Source organism: Spirosoma harenae (assembly GCF_054776975.1).
Genome location: NZ_BAAHBD010000030.1, coordinates 137,363 through 162,213, shown reverse-complemented (window position 1 = coordinate 162,213; position 24,851 = coordinate 137,363). Strand labels below are relative to the sequence as shown.

29 protein-coding genes are annotated in these 24,851 nt (G+C 48.2%); 14 read left to right on the top strand and 15 right to left on the bottom strand.

Annotation, left to right across the window (positions count from 1 at the left end):
- Positions 1-46 precede the first annotated feature (46 nt).
- The 3 genes from ACYVE4_RS27415 to ACYVE4_RS27405 all read right to left on the bottom strand — a co-directional run bounded on the left by ACYVE4_RS27415 (position 47) and on the right by ACYVE4_RS27405 (position 1,530).
- Entirely contained in the window at positions 47-367 is a 321-nt protein-coding gene (locus ACYVE4_RS27415) for a hypothetical protein (protein WP_461043601.1), read from the bottom strand.
- The gene (locus ACYVE4_RS27410; protein WP_461043600.1) at positions 351-695 is read right to left on the bottom strand and encodes a nuclear transport factor 2 family protein; all 345 of its coding nucleotides are present in this window, start codon (positions 693-695) and stop codon (positions 351-353) included. Before ACYVE4_RS27410 ends, ACYVE4_RS27415 begins: the two co-directional genes overlap by 17 nt.
- Before the next feature lie 241 nt (positions 696-936).
- Positions 937-1,530 (bottom strand): hypothetical protein, encoded by a 594-nt coding sequence (locus tag ACYVE4_RS27405; RefSeq protein ID WP_461043599.1) that lies wholly within the window; start codon positions 1,528-1,530, stop codon positions 937-939.
- A 230-nt stretch (positions 1,531-1,760) separates the two neighbouring features.
- Here ACYVE4_RS27405 and ACYVE4_RS27400 point away from each other — a divergent pair, with 230 nt between their 5' ends.
- The 4 genes from ACYVE4_RS27400 (at position 1,761) to ACYVE4_RS27385 (ending at position 4,908) form a co-directional block, all read left to right on the top strand.
- Positions 1,761-2,567: a DUF6597 domain-containing transcriptional factor gene (locus ACYVE4_RS27400; RefSeq protein ID WP_461043598.1), complete on the top strand. Its 807-nt coding sequence runs from the start codon at positions 1,761-1,763 to the stop codon at positions 2,565-2,567.
- An 89-nt stretch (positions 2,568-2,656) separates the two neighbouring features.
- On the top strand, positions 2,657-3,541 hold the full coding sequence (locus ACYVE4_RS27395) for an NAD(P)H-binding protein (RefSeq protein WP_461043597.1): 885 nt from the start codon (positions 2,657-2,659) through the stop codon (positions 3,539-3,541).
- 64 nt (positions 3,542-3,605) lie between these two features.
- Positions 3,606-4,103 carry an anthrone oxygenase family protein gene (locus ACYVE4_RS27390; RefSeq protein ID WP_461043596.1) on the top strand — a complete coding sequence of 166 codons (498 nt, stop codon included), beginning with the start codon at positions 3,606-3,608 and terminating at the stop codon, positions 4,101-4,103.
- Positions 4,104-4,356: 253 nt separating this feature from the next.
- Complete coding sequence (locus ACYVE4_RS27385; RefSeq protein WP_461043595.1) at positions 4,357-4,908, top strand: dihydrofolate reductase family protein; 552 nt, start codon at positions 4,357-4,359, stop codon at positions 4,906-4,908.
- A gap of 15 nt (positions 4,909-4,923) precedes the next feature.
- Here the strand turns inward: ACYVE4_RS27385 and ACYVE4_RS27380 are convergent, their stop codons facing one another.
- From ACYVE4_RS27380 to ACYVE4_RS27355, 6 genes are all read right to left on the bottom strand, one after another.
- Complete coding sequence (locus tag ACYVE4_RS27380; protein WP_461043594.1) at positions 4,924-5,919, bottom strand: alpha/beta fold hydrolase; 996 nt, start codon at positions 5,917-5,919, stop codon at positions 4,924-4,926.
- Positions 5,920-6,195: 276 nt separating this feature from the next.
- Complete coding sequence (locus tag ACYVE4_RS27375) at positions 6,196-6,819, bottom strand: hypothetical protein (RefSeq protein WP_461043593.1); 624 nt, start codon at positions 6,817-6,819, stop codon at positions 6,196-6,198.
- Positions 6,806-7,324: an RNA polymerase sigma factor gene (locus ACYVE4_RS27370; protein ID WP_461043592.1), complete on the bottom strand. Its 519-nt coding sequence runs from the start codon at positions 7,322-7,324 to the stop codon at positions 6,806-6,808. The genes ACYVE4_RS27375 and ACYVE4_RS27370 overlap by 14 nt, the downstream gene beginning before the upstream one ends.
- A 508-nt stretch (positions 7,325-7,832) precedes the next feature.
- Positions 7,833-8,510, bottom strand: a complete 678-nt coding sequence (locus tag ACYVE4_RS27365; protein WP_461043591.1) for a ClpP family protease — start codon at positions 8,508-8,510, stop codon at positions 7,833-7,835.
- 129 nt (positions 8,511-8,639) lie between these two features.
- Entirely contained in the window at positions 8,640-8,858 is a 219-nt protein-coding gene (locus ACYVE4_RS27360; RefSeq protein ID WP_461043590.1) for a hypothetical protein, read from the bottom strand.
- 5 nt (positions 8,859-8,863) lie between these two features.
- On the bottom strand, positions 8,864-9,421 hold the full coding sequence (locus ACYVE4_RS27355) for an RNA polymerase sigma factor (protein ID WP_461043589.1): 558 nt from the start codon (positions 9,419-9,421) through the stop codon (positions 8,864-8,866).
- 80 nt (positions 9,422-9,501) lie between these two features.
- On the opposite strand from ACYVE4_RS27355, the gene ACYVE4_RS27350 reads away from it, so the two are divergent.
- On the top strand, positions 9,502-9,918 hold the full coding sequence (locus ACYVE4_RS27350) for a DUF4249 family protein (RefSeq protein WP_461043643.1): 417 nt from the start codon (positions 9,502-9,504) through the stop codon (positions 9,916-9,918).
- 102 nt (positions 9,919-10,020) lie between these two features.
- Here ACYVE4_RS27350 and ACYVE4_RS27345 read toward each other — a convergent pair whose 3' ends face one another.
- Positions 10,021-11,046 (bottom strand): ligand-binding sensor domain-containing protein, encoded by a 1,026-nt coding sequence (locus ACYVE4_RS27345; protein ID WP_461043588.1) that lies wholly within the window; start codon positions 11,044-11,046, stop codon positions 10,021-10,023.
- Between the two features lie 521 nt (positions 11,047-11,567).
- Here ACYVE4_RS27345 and ACYVE4_RS27340 point away from each other — a divergent pair.
- Positions 11,568-11,945, top strand: a complete 378-nt coding sequence (locus tag ACYVE4_RS27340; protein WP_461043587.1) for a VOC family protein — start codon at positions 11,568-11,570, stop codon at positions 11,943-11,945.
- Positions 11,938-12,789: a helix-hairpin-helix domain-containing protein gene (locus ACYVE4_RS27335; protein WP_461043586.1), complete on the top strand. Its 852-nt coding sequence runs from the start codon at positions 11,938-11,940 to the stop codon at positions 12,787-12,789. The genes ACYVE4_RS27340 and ACYVE4_RS27335 overlap by 8 nt, the downstream gene beginning before the upstream one ends.
- Before the next feature lie 8 nt (positions 12,790-12,797).
- On the opposite strand, the gene ACYVE4_RS27330 is transcribed toward ACYVE4_RS27335, so the two are convergent.
- The gene (locus tag ACYVE4_RS27330; protein ID WP_461043585.1) at positions 12,798-12,971 is read right to left on the bottom strand and encodes a hypothetical protein; all 174 of its coding nucleotides are present in this window, start codon (positions 12,969-12,971) and stop codon (positions 12,798-12,800) included.
- Between the two features lie 460 nt (positions 12,972-13,431).
- On the opposite strand from ACYVE4_RS27330, the gene ACYVE4_RS27325 reads away from it, so the two are divergent.
- Positions 13,432-14,826, top strand: coding sequence for an amidohydrolase family protein (locus ACYVE4_RS27325; protein WP_461043584.1), 1,395 nt, complete (start codon positions 13,432-13,434; stop codon positions 14,824-14,826).
- Positions 14,827-14,989: 163 nt separating this feature from the next.
- Here the strand turns inward: ACYVE4_RS27325 and ACYVE4_RS27320 are convergent, their stop codons facing one another.
- Genes ACYVE4_RS27320 through ACYVE4_RS27305 form a run of 4 tightly spaced genes read right to left on the bottom strand, consistent with a single transcriptional unit; the run spans position 14,990 to position 19,338 of the window.
- Positions 14,990-15,628: a DUF6134 family protein gene (locus ACYVE4_RS27320; protein ID WP_461043583.1), complete on the bottom strand. Its 639-nt coding sequence runs from the start codon at positions 15,626-15,628 to the stop codon at positions 14,990-14,992.
- Positions 15,625-17,175, bottom strand: coding sequence for a 4Fe-4S binding protein (locus tag ACYVE4_RS27315; protein ID WP_461043582.1), 1,551 nt, complete (start codon positions 17,173-17,175; stop codon positions 15,625-15,627). The genes ACYVE4_RS27320 and ACYVE4_RS27315 overlap by 4 nt, the downstream gene beginning before the upstream one ends.
- A gap of 12 nt (positions 17,176-17,187) precedes the next feature.
- Complete coding sequence (locus tag ACYVE4_RS27310) at positions 17,188-18,561, bottom strand: NAD(P)/FAD-dependent oxidoreductase (RefSeq protein WP_461043581.1); 1,374 nt, start codon at positions 18,559-18,561, stop codon at positions 17,188-17,190.
- A gap of 21 nt (positions 18,562-18,582) precedes the next feature.
- Positions 18,583-19,338: a DUF547 domain-containing protein gene (locus ACYVE4_RS27305; protein ID WP_461043580.1), complete on the bottom strand. Its 756-nt coding sequence runs from the start codon at positions 19,336-19,338 to the stop codon at positions 18,583-18,585.
- 129 nt (positions 19,339-19,467) lie between these two features.
- Here ACYVE4_RS27305 and ACYVE4_RS27300 point away from each other — a divergent pair, with 129 nt between their 5' ends.
- From ACYVE4_RS27300 to arsS, 6 genes are all read left to right on the top strand, one after another.
- Positions 19,468-20,574 carry a BamA/TamA family outer membrane protein gene (locus ACYVE4_RS27300; protein ID WP_461043642.1) on the top strand — a complete coding sequence of 369 codons (1,107 nt, stop codon included), beginning with the start codon at positions 19,468-19,470 and terminating at the stop codon, positions 20,572-20,574.
- A gap of 77 nt (positions 20,575-20,651) precedes the next feature.
- A complete protein-coding gene (locus ACYVE4_RS27295; RefSeq protein ID WP_461043579.1) occupies positions 20,652-21,344 on the top strand; it encodes a TIGR04283 family arsenosugar biosynthesis glycosyltransferase in 693 nt (230 codons plus the stop codon).
- Positions 21,344-22,354, top strand: a complete 1,011-nt coding sequence (locus ACYVE4_RS27290) for an NAD-dependent epimerase/dehydratase family protein (RefSeq protein WP_461043578.1) — start codon at positions 21,344-21,346, stop codon at positions 22,352-22,354. Before ACYVE4_RS27295 ends, ACYVE4_RS27290 begins: the two co-directional genes overlap by 1 nt.
- Positions 22,338-23,267 (top strand): SDR family oxidoreductase, encoded by a 930-nt coding sequence (locus ACYVE4_RS27285; RefSeq protein WP_461043577.1) that lies wholly within the window; start codon positions 22,338-22,340, stop codon positions 23,265-23,267. The genes ACYVE4_RS27290 and ACYVE4_RS27285 overlap by 17 nt, the downstream gene beginning before the upstream one ends.
- 69 nt (positions 23,268-23,336) lie before the next feature.
- A complete protein-coding gene (locus ACYVE4_RS27280; protein WP_461043576.1) occupies positions 23,337-23,669 on the top strand; it encodes an arsenosugar biosynthesis-associated peroxidase-like protein in 333 nt (110 codons plus the stop codon).
- A gap of 95 nt (positions 23,670-23,764) precedes the next feature.
- Positions 23,765-24,811, top strand: coding sequence for an arsenosugar biosynthesis radical SAM (seleno)protein ArsS (gene arsS / locus ACYVE4_RS27275; RefSeq protein WP_461043575.1), 1,047 nt, complete (start codon positions 23,765-23,767; stop codon positions 24,809-24,811).
- Positions 24,812-24,851 lie beyond the last annotated feature (40 nt).

The window sequence follows — 24,851 nt, the reverse complement described above, 5'->3', positions numbered from 1 at the left end:
TTGGGTGTTGGTTCTCACATTGCTGCTGATCGAGTTGAATAATTATTTAAAATTGAACCAGTCGATCCGAGAGATAGCGGTAAAAGGAAGTTAGGTTCGCCAGACCCTGCCGATTACTGGTTTCGACAAATTTTTTCTTTTGTAGGTTGTTCGTAACTACCAGCCAGTCGTCGGAGATAGTGGAGATCATTATCTGCAGGGGTTGATCTACAGTGACGATATTGTGTTTAATGGTGTTTTCAATCAGGTTCTGCAAGGTTATCGGTACAATCCGGCTGCCATAATCCGCTTCATCGACGTCGATCTTTATCTGTAGATCTGCAAGACTTTGCCCCGCAAGCGCTATCAGTCTACGTATAATGGGCATACATTCGGCTTACTTTCCCCTGATCATTAAAAAACATGACTTCAATGGCTTTTTTATTCATTACCGATTCATAATAGAGTGCAACCGAATTTACCCCTGTGGTCACCTCCAGCAGCTTAAACTGTAGATCAGGAATGTTATCCAGCGCTTTCTGCCAGTAAGCCCTAACGGCTTCTTTGCCAACCAATGACTCCTGATCACCACCCGTAGCCAGCTTGATCATTGGCGTAAAAATTTCAATATCATCCGCGTAGTGCGCTAATATGGCCGTCAGATCGTGGGCATTCCACGAGGCAATCCACTCGTCTGCAAATGAATAATGGTCCATAGTCTAATTGATCTTAGCTGAAAACCGACTTACTAATTCTCCGATTACGGTTTCCCGAATCGAAAATTAAGTTGTAGAAAATACATTTCCCTGTTTTGTATAGTTTCAATTTACCGAGACAGGTAGCTATACTTTCTCGCTAACTTTCTTTTCTCATTAGTGTGTTTTGCGCGTCAAATTGATGGTTTGCAAAACCCATTTTTTCAACAAGCCGTATGGCTTGGGTTTTTCTTGTTTTTGCCTACCGCTTAGTGGAACCAAAACGATACCCCAAATGCACAGTAGGAAAAATAGACCATTTGGGCTGTGCGTACATCTGGTTTTCCTGTACAAGCAAAGTAGCACCCGGCGTATACAGCAGAGCAATCCACGGAACCACGTAGAAACCTTTGTAATGAGCTGTCGATTGGCCAAACATAAACCGATAGCCGCTACGTATGCCTACAATCAGGCCGCTCAATGATGTCGTTTGGTTGGCCGTCTTAAGACTAATTTTGTCGGTTCCGTAGTCGGATTGAACGCCAAAAAATAATCCCCGTTCCGGCTTCAGCAGGTAGTCTGCCTTTAGGCCAATCCCCGAACTAAACACAGAGAAGTTCTGATTCGTAGTAGCAAACGAAGGCTGCTTAATACCAAAAGTCCCGGCATCAAATCGCCAGTGATTGACCATATAGCCGACATGAATGGAATAGCCATTGAAGATGAAAGCAATGGGATCAGCCTCCAATTCAATTCGTTTAATTTTTTCCTGGGGTTGCCCGTTGAGCGTTAAGCTCGTCATCGTCAGAAGGCCAATAGCAAGATGGGAAAGCCACTGTTTCGCAGAGTTGTACATAGGTTGAGTGTTTTGTAGCTCGCAAAAGTAGTGCGGCTGCTAGCGGGCAAATAGAACAAAACCGACAGTTCTGTTAGGTAAGTTACCGGCTTGCCCAATACTCACTCGATTATTGTCACCACTAAGCGCTATCCATGGCCAGCGTAAAACCGCCTGTCAAACTTTTCTTGATTCTTAGGCCGTTTGGATGAACATTTACCCTGTAAACCGGGCCAAGCGAATCCTCAACTATGCAGTATTGTCAATATCAGCCACCCGCCTATCTCAGTGCATACGTTCGCTGCTTCTGGACGATGGAAAGCCCTGTGACTGAACGGGCTCCCCAAAGCTTCGGTCCCCTGGTAGATGGTTGTCCGGGCCTTCTGTTTCAGCGGGCTGATGAAGGTCGTTTCTATGATCAGGACGGCACACCAATGCCTGAATTGTTCGCTTATGGGCAAACCATAAAACGTACGGCTATTTATATGCTCGGCCGGTTCAGGACGGTGGGCGTTTGCTTGCAGCCTCATTCACTGCCTTCGCTTTTCGGGTTGAATGCCCGCGAACTGACGGACGGGTGTTTAGACATAAAGCTTTTATCGGCCAGCTTGGTTGATCAATTGGTACATACCCCATCGGTTTCTGGTCAGATCGATCTTCTTTCCGGTTTTCTTATCAAACAGATTAGCCGAATGAACAAACCGATCGACGAGCTGACCACCCATGTGCTGACCCAACTCATTGCGTCGAAAGGCACTATTTTTCTGCCCGATTTACACCGTTCACTCCGAATCACCGAGCGTAGCCTGGAGCGGAAATTCGCGCATCAGGTAGGCATTCCGCCCCAATTATTTACCCGCCTGTGTCGATTCCAGGCTTCGCTTACTCAGCTAAACGAAGGGAGCCTGACGAAGCTTTCGGATATTGCTTACGAGAACGGTTATGCGGACCAGTCCCATTTTATTCGTTCTTTCAGAGAATTTACCGGCTATACACCTTCACAGTACCAGCAACAGCCGTATCATACGCGCAATGAACTCCCATCCCTAATCAGCTAAATTATACCCTGTCGGTTTTGTTCTATTTGCCCGCTAGCAGCCGCACTACTTTTGCCCGAAAACAAATTCACAATCTAACAAGCAAAAGGATGGCGCAGGACAAAACGAAGACACTGGTTTTGGGCGGTACTGGAAAAACGGGCAGCCGGATCGTTCAGCAATTAATGGACCGGGGCTTAGCGGTTCGTGTAGGGTCTCGGTCTGCCGAAATACCCTTCGATTGGCTGGATCAATCCACATGGATGCCTGTCTTACAGGACGTAAAAGCCGTATATATTGCCTACCAGCCAGATTTGGCGGTTCCCGGAGCGGTCGATGCAATCCGTGACTTTACTCAGCTTGCCGTTAACAATGGCGTACAGCACCTCGTGCTTTTATCAGGACGGGGTGAACCTGAAGCACAGGAATGCGAGCAGGTGGTTATGCAATCCGGAATCGACTGGACAATTCTACGATCGAGCTGGTTTTGTCAAAACTTTAGTGAGGGCTATTTGCTGGAGCCCATACAGGCTGGTTACGTAGCACTGCCAGTAGCCGATATTGGTGAGCCGTTCATTGACGTTGATGATATTGCCGATGTCGCCGTTGCCGCCCTGACCCAATCAGGCCATACGGGAAAGATCTATGAGTTGACGGGGCCTCGTCTGTTGACGTTTGCCCAGGCAATTAACGAGATTGCCCGTGCTACAGGTCGAGCCATTCACTATGAGCAGGTGCCCCTTGAGGTTTATACTGCTATGCTAGCCGAGTATGGTGTTCCACAAGACGCCATTGCCTTGACGACTTACTTATTTACAGACGTAATGGATGGTCGTAATAGTCAGTTGGCTAACGGTATCGAGCAGGCGTTAGGCCGCAAGCCTACTGACTTTTCCGATTTTGTTCAGAAGTCGATTGCCCTGGGAATGTGGACTGAACCGCTAGTCAGCGAAGAAGCTGGTTCAACTCATCCATCGGAAGTCGTAAACCCCTAGAAAAACCTACCGGTCTGCCCACGGCTCGCCAATCCGTGGGCAGACTACTAACAACCAGTTGCTCATGCACACGATTATACTAGGCGCGACAGCCACGGCAACCGCGCTGATGAGTGGGCTTTTTTATGCCTTCTCCTGGGCCGTAATGCCCGGTTTAAAGCGCTTGCCCGATGCAAGCTATATCATGGCTATGCAATCCATCAACCGCGCCATTCAAAACCCCGTATTTTTTGCTGCTTTTTTGGGAGCGGCTCTTTTGCTTCCGCTCAGCACCTATCTGGACTATTCGCCCACAACACCCGTGTCAGCCCGATTCTGGTTCTTGCTGGCTGCTTCTGTTGTCTATGTAGTTGGGGTCATCGGAGTCACAATAGGCGGCAATGTTCCGCTCAATGAAACCCTGGACGCTTTTGACGTACAAGCTGCGTCCGTGTCAGACGTATTGAATCACCGCCGGGCATTTGAGCTTCCCTGGAGTCAATTCCATACGCTCCGTACTTGGGCATCATTCCTGACCATTCTGCTCGTAGTAACTGCTTGTCTCCGTCCGGAAAACCACTAAGCCGTGCCCGTTTTCATAGATTGACCATCTGTTCAAAGCCTATTTTTAAAAGGGTGATCTTTTAACTTTTGACATAAAAGCTGTTTAAACTTTCGATAAAATGTTGTCAATGAGTTTTTGTCATTCTGACGCAGGAAGAATCTTAAGCTATCATCACTCACAAATAAGGATAGCTTAAGATTCTTCCTGCGTCAGAATGACAAAAAACGCGCTCAAATAAACGTTTAAACAGACTCATATTCAATCAATTATCATGCGTAAACTGATTTATGACGTAGCAGCCTCGTTCGATAGCTTCATTGCCCATACCAATGGCTCTATAGAAGGCTTTAAGACGGAAGGCGATTTTGTCAGCGTTTTTCTGGAACGTATCAATACGTATGGAGCTGTTTTGATGGGCCGCAAAACCTACGAGTGGGGGTTTGCACGGGGTATGCAGCCCGGAGAACCCGCTTATACGCAAATTAATCCTCAGTTAAAAAATTACATTTTCTCCTCGTCTTTGCGCTTCGAGGAGGGGCCTTTGATCCAATTGGTCACAGAAGAAGCAACTAACTTCGTTCAGCGTTTAAAAACTCAGCCGGGCGATCCCATCTGGCTTTGTGGCGGGGGTGAGTTGGCTGGCCAATTGCTGGACGCTCACTTAATTGATGAGTTAGTCATCAAACTGAATCCCGTCGTATTCGGTGAAGGTATCCGTTTGTTCGGATCAAGCCAGACTAAAGTTGGGCTAAGACTAACAGCTAGTAAGCCCTACGAAAACGGCCTGGTTCTACTGACCTACCAAATTCAATACTCAACTTGACCTTAACCTGTAGGCTTATCGCTTGCCCTTTCTGGCATTGTCAATGATGAGGCTGGTTAACTGGTTCGTTAAGGACTCCGGCAGGTCATGCCCCATGCCGTTGATCAACTGAAAGACGGCTCCCGGTACGTTGGCGGCCACATCGCGACCAGCCTCAACGACGACAATGGGGTCTTCACTCCCATGAATCACCAACGTAGATACCTTAATTGTTTTGAGCTGTTCCTGCCGCCCCGCGTAGAAGCCAGCCAGAGAAGCTGCTCCCTGTCGGTGTAAGCCTTCCGGGTGATACGCCCGCTGAACCGCTTGCTCGACTCGTCTCTGCGCCTGCAATTCAGTTAACGGATACACTGGACCCGCTAGAATTTTCATGGATTGCACTTCCCGTTTGATGTAAGCCACCGTATCAGAGGCAGCTCCCGGCGGGGGAATCTGCCCGGCAAGTTCTGGCTTTGCCACCAAAGGGAAAGTAGGCTTCCCCCCACCAGCCATAATACTAGTCAGCGACAGCGTGTGCTCAGGATGATTATAGGCAACCCGCTGGGCAATCATGCCGCCCATTGACACGCCAACAACATGCGCTTTTTTAATGCCCAGTGCGTCCAGCAGGCCCACAGCATCAGAAGCCATATCATCGAGTGTGTAGGGTAAAGGGGGAGTTTTTTGTTCCGCTAATGCTTTACCGATGGCCGCCCAATCAGGCAGTCCTAGCTGGTCAAACTTCGTGGATAGGCCCACGTCCCGATTATCGAACCGAATGACCCGATAACCCCGGCTGACTAATTGCTGACAAAACCCAGCAGGCCAGGAAGTTAGCTGCATGTTCGTACCGGCAATTAGTAAAATGGCCGGGGCTTTGTGCGAGCCCTGACTTTCGTAAGCAATCGTTACGTTGCCGACGTTTACCTGCCCCTTCTCTACGTTCGGGTTCATTTGCGCTATGCACTGACTGGCAACCAGTGCATTAATCAGGAGTACGAACCCGATCATTAGTTGACGCCTACTACTCATGACAATAATTGATTATTTTGACGATTGACAGACAAATGTATTTGGCCATAATTGGCGAGAATAGAACAAATCCGACAACACCAGTCGGGCAGCTATCTCCTGGAAGCTGTTTTAAATTTTTGGGGAAATGTTGCGAATGATGGTTTTTGTCCTTCTGACGAAGGAAGAATCTTACTATATCCTTGCTCGAAATTCTAGAAACCTTAAGATTCTTCCTTCGTCAGAAGGACAAAAAATGCGCTCAAATAAACGTTTAAACAGGATCATAGCTTTGCGTCATTCCTGATAGTCCTGAAGCAATGTTTTAAGTTGTTGGAGTGGTTCAGCAAAGCTTTTTCGGTTCTCAGCGCGGATAGCGACGTAGCAGGAGAGCACCGTAACCGCGTACGTAATGAGAGCGCCAACCGGAAAAGCCTGCACACCACCTGGCACGTATAATTTAAACGTTAGAAAAACACCAATGGCGGTACTTACGGGAATCAGGATCAGTTCATAGCGCTTCTTGAAGTTAAAAAAGCTGTTTAATAGCTGATACTGCTCTACCAGATAGTTATGAATCGAGGCTGACTCTCTACCGGTAAGCCGCCCTGTAGCGACTCGTTTGAACTTGTTCATCAGTATAAGGGTGAAGGGAAAATACAAGAGCATACACAGTAGACTCAGCAGACGAACCTCGGTTTGGGACCAGTATTTGATGAGCAGATGGCTGCACAGGGCATACACCACTAGTTGCAACGTAAACGAAGCCCAGAAATAACTGAAGCTGGCTTTCGTATGCTTCCGTACCTGCGACGTTATGATTTTTCGGAGTGACGCTTCGTCCAGCGAAGCGTTTGCGTTGGGAGCGGACGGCCTGATGGATGGCTCCCAGTGTTTTTTGAGTTGATCAAGCGTTGACATTGTTGGGAAAATCGGCTTGTTTCTTCAGTTGGATCTCTAATTCCTTTTTGATACGTACCAATCGTACGCTAACGTTGGATTTGCTCAGGCCGGTGATGTCGGCGATCTCTTCGTAATTCACTTCGTCTAAGTATAGGAGAACAATGGCTTTGTTCAGGGGAGACAACGTAGCAATGGCCCGATAGAGTGACTGCCGCTGCTCTTCATTGGGGTCAGCAGGCTGCTCGGGTATCTGCTGGTGGCTGAGTGAGAGGCTTTCCCAGCTTGTGCGGGTAGCCTTCTTCCGCCAGGTCAGGGCTGTATTTAGGCACACCCGGTACATCCAGGTGGTGAAACTGGAGCGGCCTCCGAAAGCAGGGTAGGATTTCCAAAGCTGATACAGCATTTCCTGTATGAGGTCGACCCGCTCCTCCGGGTCCTGGCAGTACAACCGGCACACCTTATGGGCAATGCCGAGGTGGCCATTAATGTGCTCCAGAAAGGTCTGCTCTAACAGATTCGCCATCGTTCAGGTACGTTAGTTCCCTTGCTACTTTACCAGTTAGTATCCCGTACTGCTCAAAAACTACATCCCACCAAAAAATTATTCCTGCATCACTGAAAGCGTTATTTGACGTGAATCATAGCGATTCGAATAGCAGCTATCTGTCCATCAATATGTTACGTCAGTTTTTTGTCATCCTGACGCCGCCGGGCCGCCGGAGCGGAAGGATCTTAAAGCATCCTAACTAACGTGTTGAGAAATCGTGAGATCCTTCCGCTCCGGCGGCCCGGCGGCGTCAGGATGACAAAAGTGGCAAATCGATCCTTCATAATTCACGTTATTTAGTCATTCGGGTCGGTTTTGCTGGTGTACAGGCTATTTTGGCCTGGATAAAAATAGCCGCCAGTCCTGGATTTGGGCTGACGGCTCGTTAGGCTATGGATCATTTGCTCCGATAGCCATTCGGTTACGTAGTTGTCGTTATACCACCCGGACGTAGGCGCTGGATCGCTAGCCCGGACAGGCTACATTAGCGCACTAACACCTCATCGACAAAGCCATATGCCCTGGCTTCTTCGGCTTTCATCCAATAGTCACGGTCGGCACGGCGTTCGAGTTCTTCGGCTGACTGGCCGCTATGAAGGGCCATGATTTCGTACAGCTCCGTTCGAAGCTTGACTATTTCGCGGGCGGTGATTTCGATGTCTACCGATTGGCCCTGTGCCCCACCGTGTGGCTGGTGAATCATCACGCGGGCGTGGGGAAGGGCCGACCGTTTACCGGCCGCACCGGCGCACAGCAAGACCGCGCTGAAGGATAAGGCGATGCCGGTGCAGATGGTCGCTACGTCGGGTCGGATGTACTGCATTGTGTCATAAATACCCAAGCCAGCGTAAACCGAACCACCCGGACTGTTAATATACATCAGGATATCTTTCCTGGCGTCGGCCGACTCGAGGAACAGCAACTGCGCGATGATGACGTTAGCAATGTTGTCGTCGACGGCCGCGCCCATGAACACAATCCGGTCGGCCATCAGGCGCGAAAAAACATCGACCTCCCGGAAGTTCATCGGGCGTTCTTCAATGACCGACCGGGTCATGTTCTCGACCTGGTGTAGATACCGGTCGACTGTCAGGCCGTTCAGGTGCTGATGGTGTACGGCGAACCTGCGGAACTCGTTGCGACTAAGCTCTGGGTAATACATAAGACAGGAAACTAACTAGAGGATGAAAATTGATTCGTGAAAAGACGGTCGACTCATGGCAATAAGAAGCCCGATGGCTTGTAAAAAGCCATTGAATAATATTAAACGATTGGGGGATTACTGAGGTTGTTATCCGAACAAACGGACGTGGATGGCTTCTAACTCGGCGCGGAGCTGCCGACGCCCAACCAGACGTAGCGCTTTATACGCCAGTTGCTGTCTGGTCAGTTTCTGTTGTAAGTCCTGATCCCACAGCAAGCGAACTGCTACGTCGAGCTGCTGGTCTTCGGGTAAAGTACCTTTGAGGTAGTTCTCCAGCAGTTGTACTTCTTCCAAGAGAGGACGCATAGGCTTTATGAGTTGAACTGGTCGATGGATAGGTGACTCACAGCTTTTCGCAGCCGCTCCAGGCACTTAAATTTCTGCACCGTCGCGGAACGCACGCTCCGGTAGCCGTGCTGTTCAGCGATCTGCTCTAACCGCTGACCGAAGTAATAGAAGTTGACCAGAATCGATCGACAGGTTTCGCCCAATTGCTCGACGAAAACCATTAATGTTGCGGTTGGCTGCTCATCATCGACCATTACCTCTTCGCCGATTTCATCGACTGGCACGTCCGATAACCCTGTTTTGCGGGCCCGCTTGCCCAACTCCTGTCGCCATAGATTCTTGCAAATGCCCATCAGGTAGGTGCTCACTGATGACGTTAAGGTCAGTTGGCCGTCAACCATCTTCTCGTAATAGGTGATGAGTGCTTCCTGAAAGATATCCTTGGCGTCCTGGTCGGTACCCCTATTTTCCTTCACATAATGCCGCACCATCGGATAGGTTTTGGCATAGATCCGTTCCAGCGTTCGCTCCCGGTCGGTCAGCAGGGCTGCATCCATTGACAGGCTTTGTGTTGACATCATACGCTTACGCTTTTTATGGTTTATCGGAATTACGCGCAACTATCACCCAATCATAAGAAAAAAATTTTCAACGCAGTCAGATCGAATCCGGTTACGTTGAAGATCAGGAAACCCCGTGTCTGGTTGATATTCGGCAAGAGTCGTTATCGCCAGATGCCTTTCACTATTATGAACTCTTTCAACAACAAACCCAACGTACAGGTGGCCTTTTCGATACGCCCCCCAGCGCCCTTGAGGGTAATATCCATAATCAAGCGAATCCCGATGAAGTGGTGATTGGTTATTTTACCACTTCATCGGTGGCCATTACTCACTATTATCTCCCTCGAAGGGATACACAAGGAGCGCAGGCTCCAGGTTTATTTTTTGCTTTCCATGGCCGGTCACCGATTGCTGAAACGTATCTGGATTTCATTTTAAACATACCCAATGATCGGACGGCTCTGTGTGTTCCGCTTGATGAGCGCACCTCCATCAAGCCGGAAGGATGGCCTTAATCAACGAAGTTTTGGGCTAAGCGAATTGTGCAGGTCAGGATACAGTTAATGGTTTACCAGAATTGTGTCAAAATTGGGGCGTTTAAAAAGATAGTATACACATTATTTCTGATCTTCTTTCCGTCTAAAGTCCGTAACGCTTTTACCATCATAACGAAACACGCCACTTATCGACCCCAAAGCACCAAACCAAATACTTCCATCGGTAGCTTCCAGAATCCCACAAAGCATCCCCGGTCCTTCTATTGACATGATCTCAGTTACAGTTGGCGTTTCTTTGTAAAGCGATGGTTGATCGTACCGTGAAAGTGCCCAGACCTTTCCATTTGGAGGATGTACGCTACCCGTAGTCCAGATGTTACCTTTTTTGTCTTCGATTATAGCTGAAGCACCTCGCTTCGATACCAGTGTATAACTACTACCGTCATAACGCCAAAGACCATCATTGTCACCCAACCAAATAGCCCCTTTTTTATCTTCGATGATCGACCAAACGTTGGTAAAGGCTTTACCATCTTTAGTTCTGAAAACAGTAAATGTTTTTCCATCATAAAAACAGGGCTCACCCCTGGTGCCAAACCATAATTTCCCGGTTTTGTCTTCCATGATCGTCGTAAGACTATTGTTAGAAAGCCCGTCTTTCGTTGTAAAATTTCGAAAAGATTTCCCGTCGTAACGGCTCAGACCATTTCCTGTGCCGAACCAAATAATACCAGCTCTATCTTCATAAATTTTACAAACAAAATTATTGGCAAGTCCTTCCCTGGTTGTAAACTGTTGAAAGGATTTCCCATTGTAATAATAAACACCTGAATCCCTGGTAGCTAACCAGAGGTTTCCTTTTCGATCTTCCAGGACATCCCAGAAGCTGGGCGAACTTATTTTACTGGTTATATTGGTGAACGTTTTTCCGTCGTATCGAAGAATACCTTTCCATGAGGCAATCAAAATAGTTCCGTTTCGATCTTGCTTTACATTCCGAACCATTGAGTTAGGCCCGTAGGAAGTGGCGATGTCTTTGCTGTTGTAATTGATAGTATCTTTCGGGAGTTGTGCTGTTTTTTGTCCTTGACAAGAGGTGCAAAAAACAAGCATCCATAGAGCACAAACGTATACGCCTTTAGTCATTAATCTTTCTGTTTTCAAGGATTTCAACTACTGCGCTGGGCCGCCATTGTGGTGGGGTGCAAAGCTAAAAGTTTCGCTCCTATCATCTGTTAATGACCTGTAAAAGATGGTTAACGAAACGTAAAAGCAGCCGCTTCGGCGACCGTCCGCGGCTGCGGTCCGACGCATCGGCGCAGGGCGGCCTGTGCGGTCCGATCAGACCAGTATTTACATCTGCCGAAAGGGTAACTGTCAGTGGATCGGCGCTCACCCATGCGTGGCTCTATTCTGCCATAGAATACATTCGTTTTGTCAGGGGGTTCTTCGTCTATATAAGAAGTTCTATCTTTCTCAATGACCTTTACTATCCCATTCTGAAATTTTGGTGAGCGGAACTTTCACCCGACAAATTTGACCGTCTGATCTCTTTTATTCTCTGCAGTTTCTTTGGTCCTCTACGTTTAATTCACTTTGGCAATTTCAGCACATTTCTGCTTTCACCTTCACCCTACTTTTGAACAAACTTTCAACTCAGTCAATTAATGAAATCCATCTCGCCAAACATCTTTGTCAATGATTTACAAGCGACCATCACCTTTTACACCAAACTTGGCTTTACAGTCACAGATGAAGTGACTACTCCCGAAGGCGAAAGAGTATTTGCCCTGATGACGAACGGAAGCGTCACCTTCATGTTTCAGCTCTTTGCCAGCATTGAAGGCCAACACCCGATGGTGAGTCGTGCCGATGGAGGATCGCTTTTGTTGTACATCATTGTGAATAACATCCGTCAGTATTATGAACAAGTGAAAGAACACGTAACCGTACTCACCGACCTGGAAAAAACGTTTTATGGCGCTACTGAATTTTCGCTCTGTGACAATAATAATTACCTGCTAACTTTCGCAGAACATGACTAAAGAGGAACTCAATCCACTGGAAGTAACACCCGCAGAAGTGAAAAAGCTGCGCGCGTTGAAAATCAAAAAGGGTGAAATGCACCTGCACAAAATAGAAGTATTGCAGACATTGCTTGATACGTCAAAGATCAGGGCAATGGAGCTGTTTGCCTTATCTGAGTTTCAAAGTCTTCCCTCAATCGGGATACGCTTCGCGCATGACCTGATCTGGATGGGATATTATTCCCTAAACGACCTGAAGAGTGAGGACGGAGCGAAGCTCACTGATCAATACGAATTGGAAAAAGGGGTGTGGATCGATCCATGTGTTGAAGATCAGTTTCGGCTTGTGGTACATTTTGCCAACCATCCAACTAGTAAACTCAATTGGTGGGACTTCTCTTCCGAGCGCAAAGCCTTCCGCGAAAAAAATGGCTATCCTTCCACGCGACCAAAGAAGCCCTGGTTTGAATCACCTCAATACCAAACGGTCAAACAAATACCGGCCACGCACGAGGCCACCCAAAAAGACGTGCATAAAAAACTAAAACTCGCCCTGGCGTACATGACCAAACATCCAGCAGAAAAAATCACCATCGCTCAACTGGCTGACTTAGCACACCTCTCCCACTATCATTTCATCCGCTGCTTCCGTAGCGCCTATGAACTGACACCAATGCAATACCTCACGCGACTACGATTGAAGCAAGCATCTTTACTACTAAAGAAATCAGATGCCACCGTAGGCAACATCGTTCCCCAATGTGGCTTTGAGAACGAGAGCGCTTTTGTTCGCTTGTTCAAAAAAGAATTCAGAATGACACCAATCGCTTACCGTAAAGAGTTTGGAAAGAGGAAGCAGTGATCTTGCCTTCAACTCTGCTTACCAGGGGGTTCATCAAGTTGATAATTATGAGTGATCTGCGCACCGCTCGTTCGGATACCGAATTCGCCAAAATCTACTTTCCATTTATACGTGTGTTTTCTTGCTTGCGGAAACTCGAATACTTCCAGAATCGTACCGGCGCGCAGCTCAATTTTTTTCAAAATCGGCCCAGGTAATTTCGTTCATGTAACAAATCCATTTTAACGATAAGCTGTGAAGAAAGATTACAAAACTTTATTATTTCTCAAATCCTGGATTTACTGACGATAAACTTCATCACGCAATTTAACTTAGATGGGAATGTTTACGGTTGTTAAAAAGTATGTCGAAGCTCGTAGCAATTACTTTTAGCTTACTTCCGACTCTTACAAAATCGCTCCCAGGTGATACGAATAAGCGTTCATATATCTGCTCTATAAATGGGGCCTTTCAGGAGACAATCAATCAGAGGATTACTGTAAATCTCACTTTCTGTATCCGTACTCTTTAGTTTGCCAATCAAACAGTTTCCCCTGATTAGTAGTCAATACGTAGACAGACACTAGGTATGCTCAATTGATGAGAGGTCTGTAGCTAACCGACTTTGGCCTATAGCCATCTTATTTAACTACTGAGTTGACAATGAAATCCTTTATGGCCTGCTTCCTGCTGGTTTTAGCCTCAATCAAGATACTAGCTCAGACTGTCCTTCCCAAAGTCGTCGTCATTAAAGACGTGAATATCATTACGATGACCTCACCCAATAAAGTAATCTACCAAGCTACGATCGTCATCAATAATGGACACATTGAATCAATAAACAAGACCGTTGCCAACGATGCAACCATAATTGACGGGAAAAATAAATGGCTTATTCCCGGATTGATCGATATGCACGTTCATCCCCCCACTGATTTTTCCCTGAAGTCTGGTAAGCCCACCGAGCCAGCCAGTATTACCTTCAATACCCAGGATGTGATGACACCCTATCTGGCCAACGGAGTGACGACCCTATTTAACCTCAATGCCAGTATGGAATCGTTTTGCCAGCGAAAAGAAATTCAGAAGGGCTATGCGATAGGTCCCCGGATGGCATTAGCCGCGCTGCTGAATGGAGGTAACGGGGCTGGACGAGTAATCAATACTCCGGAGCAGGGCCGTCAGGCCGTTCGGGATGCCAAACAGGAAGGCTACGAATTTATAAAACTCTATTCGCAAGTGAGCGCCGAAACGTATACCGCTATTATCGATGAAGCCACTAAGCTGGGCATGAAGACAATCGGACATATCCCAGATGCCTTTCAGGGAAAATTAGACCAAGCTTTTATGGCCCACTTGGGCATGGTTGCCCACGCCGAAGAATTTTCCAAACACGCCAAGACCTTTACTGATCAGGAGGCCAGGCAATTTGCTCAGCTAGCCAAACAGAATGGAACCTGGTTATGTGCGACCTTAACGGCCATCGTTCAAATTGCCGACCAAGCGCGTTCTCTGGATGGCCTAAAAGCACTACCGACTCTACGCTATGTGCATCCCTTGTTACAAAGCAAATGGTTGACAGCCAACAATTACAATAAGAATACGAGCCAGGAGCGAGTGGCCTACTTCGAAAAGCTGATCAACTTTCAATTTCAGTTGGTACGTGCGTTTAAGGAAATTGGGGTGCCAATAGTGACCGGTACGGACGCTGGAGTTTCGGGTGTGGTGGGCGGTTTTTCGTTACATGATGAGTTGGCCTTGTTAGAAAAGGCTGGGTTGACACCTGAAGAAGTCTTGGCTTCCGCTACCCGGTTACCGGCTAGCTGGCTGGGGATGGAGGGCGAAGTGGGCACTATTGAGGTGGGGAAATTGGCGGACCTGGTTTTACTGGAGGCCAATCCGCTGGAAGCTGTCACGAATACCCGAAAAATTTCGGGCGTCTTCGTTAATGGGCAGTGGTTGGCCGGGTCTCAACTCAAGGGGATGCTAGCTGATTTGGCGAAACGGAATCTGGCCATGAAAGAACAATACGATTGGCAGCAAGTAATGAGGAAATAAAGCTTTGTTTATCCAAGAAGCGTCACGCCTAACTATCTGCTGAATATTCTCAGAAAAGGCTCAGTTCGTGCTATATGGAATTAATAAGTGACGGATTTTACGGTCGGCCGCTGCCGAACGAAAAAGCAAAACTACCCGTGATTTTCTCGTAGCATCTTAGACTTCATTTCCTGATGGGCCGGATAATGAAGTTTTTCAACGAGTTTTTCTTGATGATCTTCACGAGTTGCCCGTTTTCGTAGTGGTATTCATCTTCCCGGTCATTCAACTTAGCTTGATACGTGCCTTTTGCGGGAGAAGTCAGCGTAAAATAATCACCGAAATACTCAGAATACGCCCGGTTTCGGTTCGTAGGCTCCGTGAAGTACATGTCCGTAACTGTATAATCAATGCGCCGGGTTTCCGTACCCTTGTGCGTGTATTTATACTGGTCGGCCGTAATTTCATAATGATCGCCTTTCCACTCCGTTCGGGAGGAGAAATCGCCCTTATTTGTGTGAGCGTCGACCGTAGAACGAATCAATTTCCCCTGCTGAACCAGGCTGACAACTTTGTAATAAATTATGACTTTATAAATCAAAAAATTGACTTTCACATCGCTAATCAGTGTATATATTACACTTTGGTTATCGCGTTGCTGCCGATTAGCGGTCATCGTACCAACCTTAATACCAGCCACTTCAATCGCATATTCTTTCGTGTGAACAGTGTCGGCATGTGTAGTTTGTCCGTAACAAGTCCATGTCAATACTAGTACTAATAGAAGGCTAATAAACCAACTTCGAAAGCGATTTACGTTCATTGTTGAATACGGAAACTGTTATTCCCCAGCAAAATTGGCCCAGGATTAGTGTGTCGGGTGGTTGTCGAATCGTTTTCCAGATTTAAAACACCCCGTGGGCAAACCGCTGAACAAATACCACATCCCACGCAGGATGAGCGAACGATATCCTGTCCACGCTGCGCATACCAGCGCACGTCGATGCCCATTTCGCAGTATGTCGAGCAGTTGCCGCAGGAAATACATTGACCGCCATTCGTCGTGATGCGAAATCGGGATTTAAACCGCTGAACCAGCCCCAGATAAGCAGCCAGCGGACAACCAAACCGGCACCAGACCCGGCTTCCGAAAACAGGATAGAATCCGGTACCCAGCACCCCGGCAAAAACAGCCCCAATAGCGGACCCATAAACCGAACGGATGCCATAAGAATCCAGAAACCCAAATACAGAAGATTGCCCGCTCCAGTACGTGTAGAGTACCATTGCCGTCATCACAACGGCAAAGACGAGTACTGAATGCACGACGATACGTTCCAGTTTCCAGGCACCCAGCCGTTTGTCGGAAAGTTGCCGGTAGGGATCTCCCAGGGTCTCGGCCAGTCCTCCGCAGCCACATACCCACGAGCAGTACCAGCGTTTACCATAGAAATAAGTCAGAATTGGTACGCCCAGTAGCCAGAGAGCTGTCCCCCAGACGAGGAGAAAAATGCCAAACGTACCGGCCTTGATTTTTTCGTCGATTCGGTAATCAAAATAAAAACTGTAGTCCAGTGGCCACATGTTTTTTAAATCCTGCGCGGGCTGATGAAAAAAAGCCAGCAGTTCAGGAATCAGAAAGGCAAAGACCGTCTGAAAAAACATCACCGAAAGCGTGCGGAACTGTTGGTAGCGACTGTGTCGGTATTTGATCAGCATCCGCACACCCATGACCAGAATCACCAGGGTATACAACGTACCATACACGAACCATTGGCTGGCGGGACCACCGTTCAGCAGCTTACTCAGCGGGTCGAACAGCAGCACCCAGTTGGTTATGTACTCCGGGAAAAAATAGAGAAGGACATAGAACCCAATCAGGAAGCCACACACGACAACGCCAATCCAGCCCCGATTTGTAGCCGGGTCCTGATAGATGCCATTGTTTTTTATGCCGGGTAACGCCTGCTGAGCCGGTAATATGTAAAGTAGGGCTCCTCCCACGCAAAGTAGCAAAATCAGCCAGAAGAAAAGGCCGCTATTATCCGGGAAAAAACCAGTACTGGCGGCCTTCGTGACCGGAAAGGCGTAATCCGGAATAATTCGATTGGTTTCGCCATGTTGTTTATAACCATCGTTGAGCCGAGCGATAGCCGCCCGAAAATCCCCAACAAAACTGAACGATGATGTATACATCTTGTCCTGCATGGATGCTGTAGCCATACGGACAGCCTCCAGTTGCTCTTTCTGGATTGTTTCGCTCAACACCTTATCCGTCAATACGTATCGACTGAGGGGAAGAGTAGCGATAAACAGCGCAAATCCAGTCAGAAAAGCGGTGAGACCAATACGTTGCCCGGTAGTTCGCATAGTGATAACGGATTAGTGCGTTGCTGAAAATAATCGCTGAAACCAACCTTTTCGGCGGTCCGGCGATCCGGCGGGTGCGTGGCCGGTCAGTTGATCGGTATAGGATTCTGAAAATTCCGGGTTGAAATCGGCCTGTTGAAACTGGCTTACTACGTTCTCGAAGGGCGTCCGATCCTGAATCCAGCGGTCGCAGACCGCCTGGCGTAAACGAAGTCCCAATGCATGAATACCCACAACGGAATGATCCGCTTTTCGGTAGTTGATCCGTAGGCACTGTTCGCCAGACGGGTGCTCCCAGTAATAGGTTTGTTCGTCGTCGGTAAGCTGGGCGTTCAGGGTGCCATAGGTCTGGTATTCAATATCGAAGAACTTGGCTGAGTTGAAAAAGACGCCCGGTCGGTAGGCCGTTTGGGAACCGCAGATCGTTCGAGCCAGGGTTTCGCCGTGCATCCGACCTGTATACCAGATTTGTTCATTGGATTTACGCCGTGCTCCGTCGGTACCCATTATGGGTTTCCGAAACTCATTGCAATCGCCAATGGCGTACACGTCGGCTACGTTGGTCTCAAAATACTCGTTGACCAGAACCCCTTTCCCGAGTTCAACACCCGAATTTTCCAGGAATGCTACGTTCGGCGTTACGCCGACGCCCAGACCCACAAACTGGCAGGGAATTTCATCGCCCGTTTTCGTCACAACTGCCCGTACCCGCCCCGACGAATCAGCCGAAGGCGGACTGGCTTGGCGCGGCCCGGCCAGAATTTCCTTGAGTTCGGTTTCAAGTCGAAGATCGACACCGTGCCGAAGCAAATGCCGACCGATTAGTCTACCTTCTTCGGCTGGCAGTGTAGAACTCCAGTAATGCGGATCGCGGACAAGCATTGTTACGTCAATGTGTCGGGAACGTAGCATTTCGGCCAGTTCAACGCCAATGAGCCCCCCGCCAACTACGACAGCCCGTTCGATATTTTTGGTGAATTGCTCCATCCGCTCCAAATCGGGCAGCCCGTATAAACCTTGTACTCCTGATGCAGTCACACCCGGCCAGTCGAACGTAGTAGACACCGAGCCAGTAGCCAGCACCAGTACGTCGTAGTTGAGCCATTGACCATCAGCGAGCCGGATTCGCTTCGCCGACGTATCGACCTGTTCGACGTAACCACGTAGCAGGTCGATACGATTTTTGGCCCAGAATCCGTCTTCGTAAGGCTTGGTATGCGCGTAGGTCATGTGCCCCATGTAGATGTACATGAGCGCGGTACGCGAGTAAAAATGCTCCGACTCAGCCGAAATGACCGTGATACGTACCGTTGAATCCTGCTGGCGAACATGCCGGGCGGTTGTGATACCGGCAATACCGTTTCCGATAATGATCAGGTGTTTCATAACTGCCCGTTTCAGGTGGGATTACTGCTCGTTGAGATTCCAGTTGTAGTCCAGGAACTCAATGTCGGTCTTGTCCGAAATTTTTGTATTCGAGTATTTATTGACCCATTTCACGACCGACTGACCGTTTTTGGTCCAGTCACCTTTGTACCAGTTAAAGTAATTCGACAGTTGGGCTTCGTCTTTACTGATTTTATTCTTGGACGGATTATTCAGAAAATCGCGGCCCTGATCGTCCATCTGCGCATCCAGTTTATCGGCCATGTAAGCCTCATTTCGAAGGCGTGGGCACGAAATAGACGCACAAACCAGCGTAAAGTGGATGCGGGGATCGTTAAATTTTTTCCGCAACGTACCGTGTTCGATGTTATCGAGGCTCATTTTTTCGCCACCAATCGTAAAAAACTTAGCGGCCCAGGGCGTTGTCACAAACGGAATCTTGATTTTAGAGCCAATATCCTTGATGCTTTTTACAGGATAATGGTCGAGAATGAGCCGAATAGTATACGCGTTATAGGCGTTAATCCAGTAGGCCATCTGCTCGTTTTTGCTCCAAGAAGCAGCCGGTGGATTTTTGCTGAGCATCGCCAGATACTCATTGAATACTTTCTCCTCCGATTTGAAGCCTTTATAATTGACCAACCCTTTTTCGTTGACGTATTTTTTCAGGAGTCGGTCATAGGCACTGTGATCAACAGGAGCTGCCGTTGGCTCTGAGAATGCCGTAGATAATAGGCATAACAAACCAAATAGAAGGAATTTATAGTTAGCGTGCATTTTCATGATGAGATTTAATCTTTCTACAATCAGATATACGCCCTAATCTACCGAATGGTTTTAATATTCCTAAAGCCAAACCCTTCGAGGCAACTTTTCGTATGATATTGTAAGCAATTTAAATTCTTGATGTTTCTTTCGTCGCTGGTAACTGCCCTACTCATTTCTGCCCCGCCCGACAGTGTTCCTAAAGCGTTTAGTATCTTACCACTTCCTCTCATTTATTATACGCCCGAAACCCGGCTGGCGTACGGTGTAGCGGCTACTGCTACGTTCCGTTTTAAACGCGACATGGCCTTTTTACGGGCAGATTCATCATCACAAGCCAGAGCCGCAGTACGTCCGTCGCAGATTACGCTGGGCTTCGCTTACACGCAGAACAAGCAAATCCTGTTTTATTTACCCTTTCAGATTTTCTACGATCGGGACAAGTACTACATCAATGGCGAGGCTGGGTATTATCGCTACAATTATTATTTCTATGGCGTTGGCCAGCAGGAAGTTGCGCGTGAGTTGTACGGCGTGAATTTCCCTCGTATACGTATCAATGCGTTCCGGCGAATAAGTCCCCATATAAATCGAGGAAAGCTGTATGCTGGGATTCGGTATCAATACGAAGATTATCAGGTAACCAGCGTCGAGCCAAGTGGATTACTGGCTTCGGGAACCGTAGTTGGCGGATTAGGCAGTCGATTGTCGGGAGCTGGACTTGGCTTGTTTTACGACTCGCGCAACGTCATTTTCTTTCCATCCAAAGGTGTTGTAGCCGATGTTGCGTATCTGGCTCAGAATCAGGTGTTGGGCGGTAATGTCCGCTTCGGGCGTTACACGGCTGACGTGTCGTCCTATCATTCGTTGAGTGCCAAAGCAATCTTAGCGGTCAATTATTTCGTAAGTTTTACAACGGGCGATGCTCCTTTTAATGCCCTGTCATTGCTAGGAGGCACCAAACGAATGCGGGGCTATTACGAAGGTCGATACCGCGATCAGAACGTAGCGCTGATTCAGAGCGAAGTCCGGTTTGATTTGTATAAACGACTGGGTGGCGTGATTTTTGGAGCCGCTGGTATTCTGGGTGATGCGCAATCATTGCTACGAGTTAATGAGCCCAAATTGGCTTACGGTGCAGGATTACGCTTTACCATGAACCGTCGTGACCATCTTAACATTCGATTGGATTACGGACTGGGACGTCAATCGAGCGGTTTTTATCTGACCATTGGAGAGGCTTTTTAAGAGAAAAAAATGCTCGCGGTTCAGGGTGCTTGTCCGAGGATAATAAATATCCTATTTTGCTCACTTATCAATTGCCAATGACGTTTAGTATTATTATTCCCACCTATAACGAAGCCCAGGCAATTGGCCGATTAGTCCAGACGTTGCTGGCACTCGGTGGAGCTTCCTTACTGGAGATTTTGGTGATTGACGCGGGAAGTCCCGATGGTACGGCTGAGGTGGCCAGACAGGCGGGCGCTGTGGTCAGGCAATCGCCAAAGCCGGGCCGGGCTGCTCAGATGAATTTCGGCGCTACGTTGGCTAAAGGGGATGTTCTGTATTTTGTCCACGCCGATGTCGGCATAAATCCTGATTTTATTACGGATATTGACCAGGCCGTTAAAGCGGGTTATGAAGCGGGTTGTTATCGGTTTCGGTTCAATTCGGAAAAAATCATGCTTCGCTTCAACAGTTACGGAACCCGTTTTCCCGGCATCATGAGTCGCGGGGGAGACCAGACATTATTTATTACCCGCGCGCTGTTTGATCGCCTGGGTGGGTTCGATGAGTACTATACCATCATGGAGGATTTTGATATCATCATCCGGATTCGGAAGGTGGCCCGGTTTTGCATCATCCCGAAAGACGTACTGGTATCGGCTCGAAAATACGACACTAATAGCTGGTTTCGCGTACAAATAGCGAACCTGACCGCCTTTTCGCTGTTTTTCATGAACGTATCACCCGGCCGGATTGCCCGTACGTATAAAGCCATGCTGAACTATCGTTGATGGAAACAACCGTACTATTAACCGGCGCGAGTGGCTTTCTGGGAGCGCATCTGACCCGCGAATTACTGGCGCGTCAATACCGGGTAAGAGTCTTGATTCGGCATCAACAGCGTTACCCGACGCTTGACGGGTTACCGGTCGAACGTTGTGAAGGTGACATTTTAGATAGACAGTCGCTCAAAAAAGCCGTTGCGAGTTGCGATGCCATTATTCACGCAGCAGCTCTGGCTCAAGTAAACCCGGCTCGTAATCCGGCTGTCTGGGCGGTGAATCTGACCGGAACAGAAAATCTGATAGACGCTGCCCACCAGACCAATATTCAACGGTTTGTCTACGTTGGAACAGCCAATGTTTTTGGGTTTGGCACGAAGCAACAACCGGGCGACGAAACGTATCCATTTTCCGGGAAACAATACGGCTCCGATTACATCGACAGTAAACGGGCGGCCACTGATCGGGTTCAGAAAGCCGTAGAGCAGGAAAATCTGCCTGCTATTCTGGTTCATCCGACGTTTATGCTCGGTGAATTCGATGCAAAACCGACATCCGGGCGGATGCTGCTGGAACTCTACAAGGGCCGCGTTATAGGCTATCCGGCTGGGGGGAAAAATTACGTGCATGTGCGGGACGTAGCGGTAGCCACGGTTAACGCGCTGACTCAAGGGCGATTGGGTGAATCCTATATTCTGGGGAACGCCAATCTGAGTTATCAGGAAGCGTTTCGACTGATGGCATCACGGATGAACGTATCACCACCGCGCTGGCCGATTCCGCCCGGTCTGGCAAAGCTGTATGGTTTGGGTTATGATGCCCTGGCCAAACTGACTCGCCGTCCGGGACAGCTAAATTCAGCCATGATTGCAGTAGCTAATGATGGACATTATTTCAGTTCGCAGAAAGCCATTTCCGAGTTGGGACTTCCCCAAACACCAATTGAAGAAGCTGTAGACGAAGCCTTCAACTGGTTTAAACGACATAACTATTTTACGCAACGTGCTCGAACTAACTAAACGAATCGTCCCATCGGAACCTGTAGACGTACGATCGTCGGCTTCATCGGCTGTCGTTTCTAAAGTTTCGGGTAAACGAAACCACAGAACAACAGCGATTTCGGGGCCGTTTGTCGGGAAGGTAGCTATTGTTACCGGTTCGGAATCGGGTATTGGTAAAGCTACGGCACGGGCTTTATGCGTAGCAGGGGCTAAAGTGATTTTGAATGGACGCACACCCGAGCGATTGGCCCAAACCGAGGATGAGCTACTTGGTGAGGGCCTGGACGTAGTAAGCTGCCTGGCCGATGTCACCTGCTTCGACGACTGCGAACGCCTGATTGCCACCGCTATCGATACGTTCGGGCAATTGGATATTCTGATCACGAATGCCAGTATTTCCATGCGCGCTTACTTTGCCGATATGACGCCCGACGTATTCCGGCAGGTCCTCGATAGTAACGTGTATGGAACGGTTTATCCGTTAAAAGCCGCTTTACCTTACCTGACCAAAACCAAAGGTGTCGTTACGTTCATTTCATCGATTTCGGCGCTGAACGGCATGCCTAGCGGCTCAGCATATTGTGCGGGTAAAGCAGCCGTGGCAAATTTGGCCCACACGCTACGTCTCGAATTAGACCATACTGGTATTCAGATTGGCGTAGTACACATTGGTTTTACACAGAATGACCCTGACAAACGTGTTCTCGATGCAACCGGTCACCCCGTACCCATTGCGCATCGACCTCCTCGCTGGCAAAAAAGCCAGGCGGAAGTTGCTCAGATTATTCTGAATCACGTTCGGAGACGTCGGAAACGGACCGTAATTTCGGCGTTGGGTAGACTGATTGTGCTGGTGCATACGCATCTACCCCGGTTAGGCGACTGGATTGTGCTCACCACGATTCGTAGGCTCCGGCATTTTTATGAGTGAAATCTATTTTTAGCTTGTTATCGTATTCTTATTAACTTAATTCAACCGGAGCGCCGGTCCCCGACCCCTATGGAAACGTATTATAATCCAGAAGATCTTAAGAAGTTTGGCAAAATTGGTGAGTTTCAGAAAGAGCTGGCCGACAAATTTTTTTCCTATTATGGTTCTGTTTTTGCGGAAGGCGCGCTGACCGCCCGCGAAAAATCACTGATCGCCCTGGCTGTCTCTCACACCGTGCAATGCCCTTATTGTATTGATGCGTACACATCCGACACGCTTGAAAAAGGCTGTTCGGAAGCTGAAATGATGGAAGCTGTACACGTAGCAGCCGCCATTCGCGGAGGAGCTTCGCTGGTACACGGCGTGCAAATGATGAACAAAGCCAAAGAATTATCGATGTAAATCAAAGAGTGAAAGAGCGAAAGACTGAATGAGCGAAAATACCTGCCGGATGGCTTTCGCTCTTTCGCTCATTCAGTCTTTCGCTCATTAATCCTATGAAATCACTTAAAGCCAGTGGGCATCAATTAGCCAACGTTGACGTACAACTGCAAACGCTGCAAAGCGAGGTGGCCGATACGTTGCAATTACCTCTTTTTCATGAGAAACTTCAATCCGCTGGACTGTTTCCACTAAGCATCGTTGAGCCTGCTGTTTTTCAGATCAATCTGGGAAAAATGTGTAACCAGGTTTGTCGGCACTGTCACGTCGATGCGGGCCCCGACCGGAAAGAAATCATGACCCGCGAAACGATGCAGGCGTGTCTGGATGCATTGGCCCAAACAACTATCCCAACGGTCGATCTAACGGGCGGGGCACCGGAAATGAATCCGAATTTTCGCTGGTTCGTTGAAGAGGTTCGGAAGCTGGGCCGTAAGGTCATGGTACGTTGCAACCTGACGATCATCGTTGCCAACCCGAAATACAATGACCTGCCCGATTTCTTTCGGCTGCATGAGGTTGAAGTCGTTAGTTCATTGCCGTTCTACAATGCCGACAAAACCGACCGGCAACGCGGAAAAGGCGTTTTCGAGGATTCTGTTCGGGCACTACGTATGCTGAATGCAGTGGGCTACGGTCAGCCGGATACCGGCCTGCTGTTGAATCTGGTTTACAACCCCAATGGTGCATTTCTGCCTGGTGGGCAGGAAAGTTTGAAGCGACAATTCAAACGGGTTTTGCAGGATGAGTTTGGCATTCAATTCAATGATCTCTATGCCATTACGAATATCCCAATCAGTCGCTTTCTGGATTACCTGATTTCGTCGGGTAACTATGACGGCTATATGGAAAAACTGGTCAATGCCTTCAACCCGGTAGCGGCTGCTGGCGTCATGTGCCGAAATACCCTGTCGATCAGTTGGGATGGGTTCATTTACGACTGTGATTTCAATCAGATGCTCGATTTAAAAGTAGCCAGTCCGGTCCAGCACGTACAGGATTTCGACCTGACTACCTTAAATCAGCGATCGGTGGTTATCAATCAGCATTGCTACGGTTGTACGGCTGGGGCCGGGTCCAGTTGTGGAGGTACAACTGCCTGATTTAGAGCCTATTTGAATTTTTCGAAAAAGCGTAACAAAG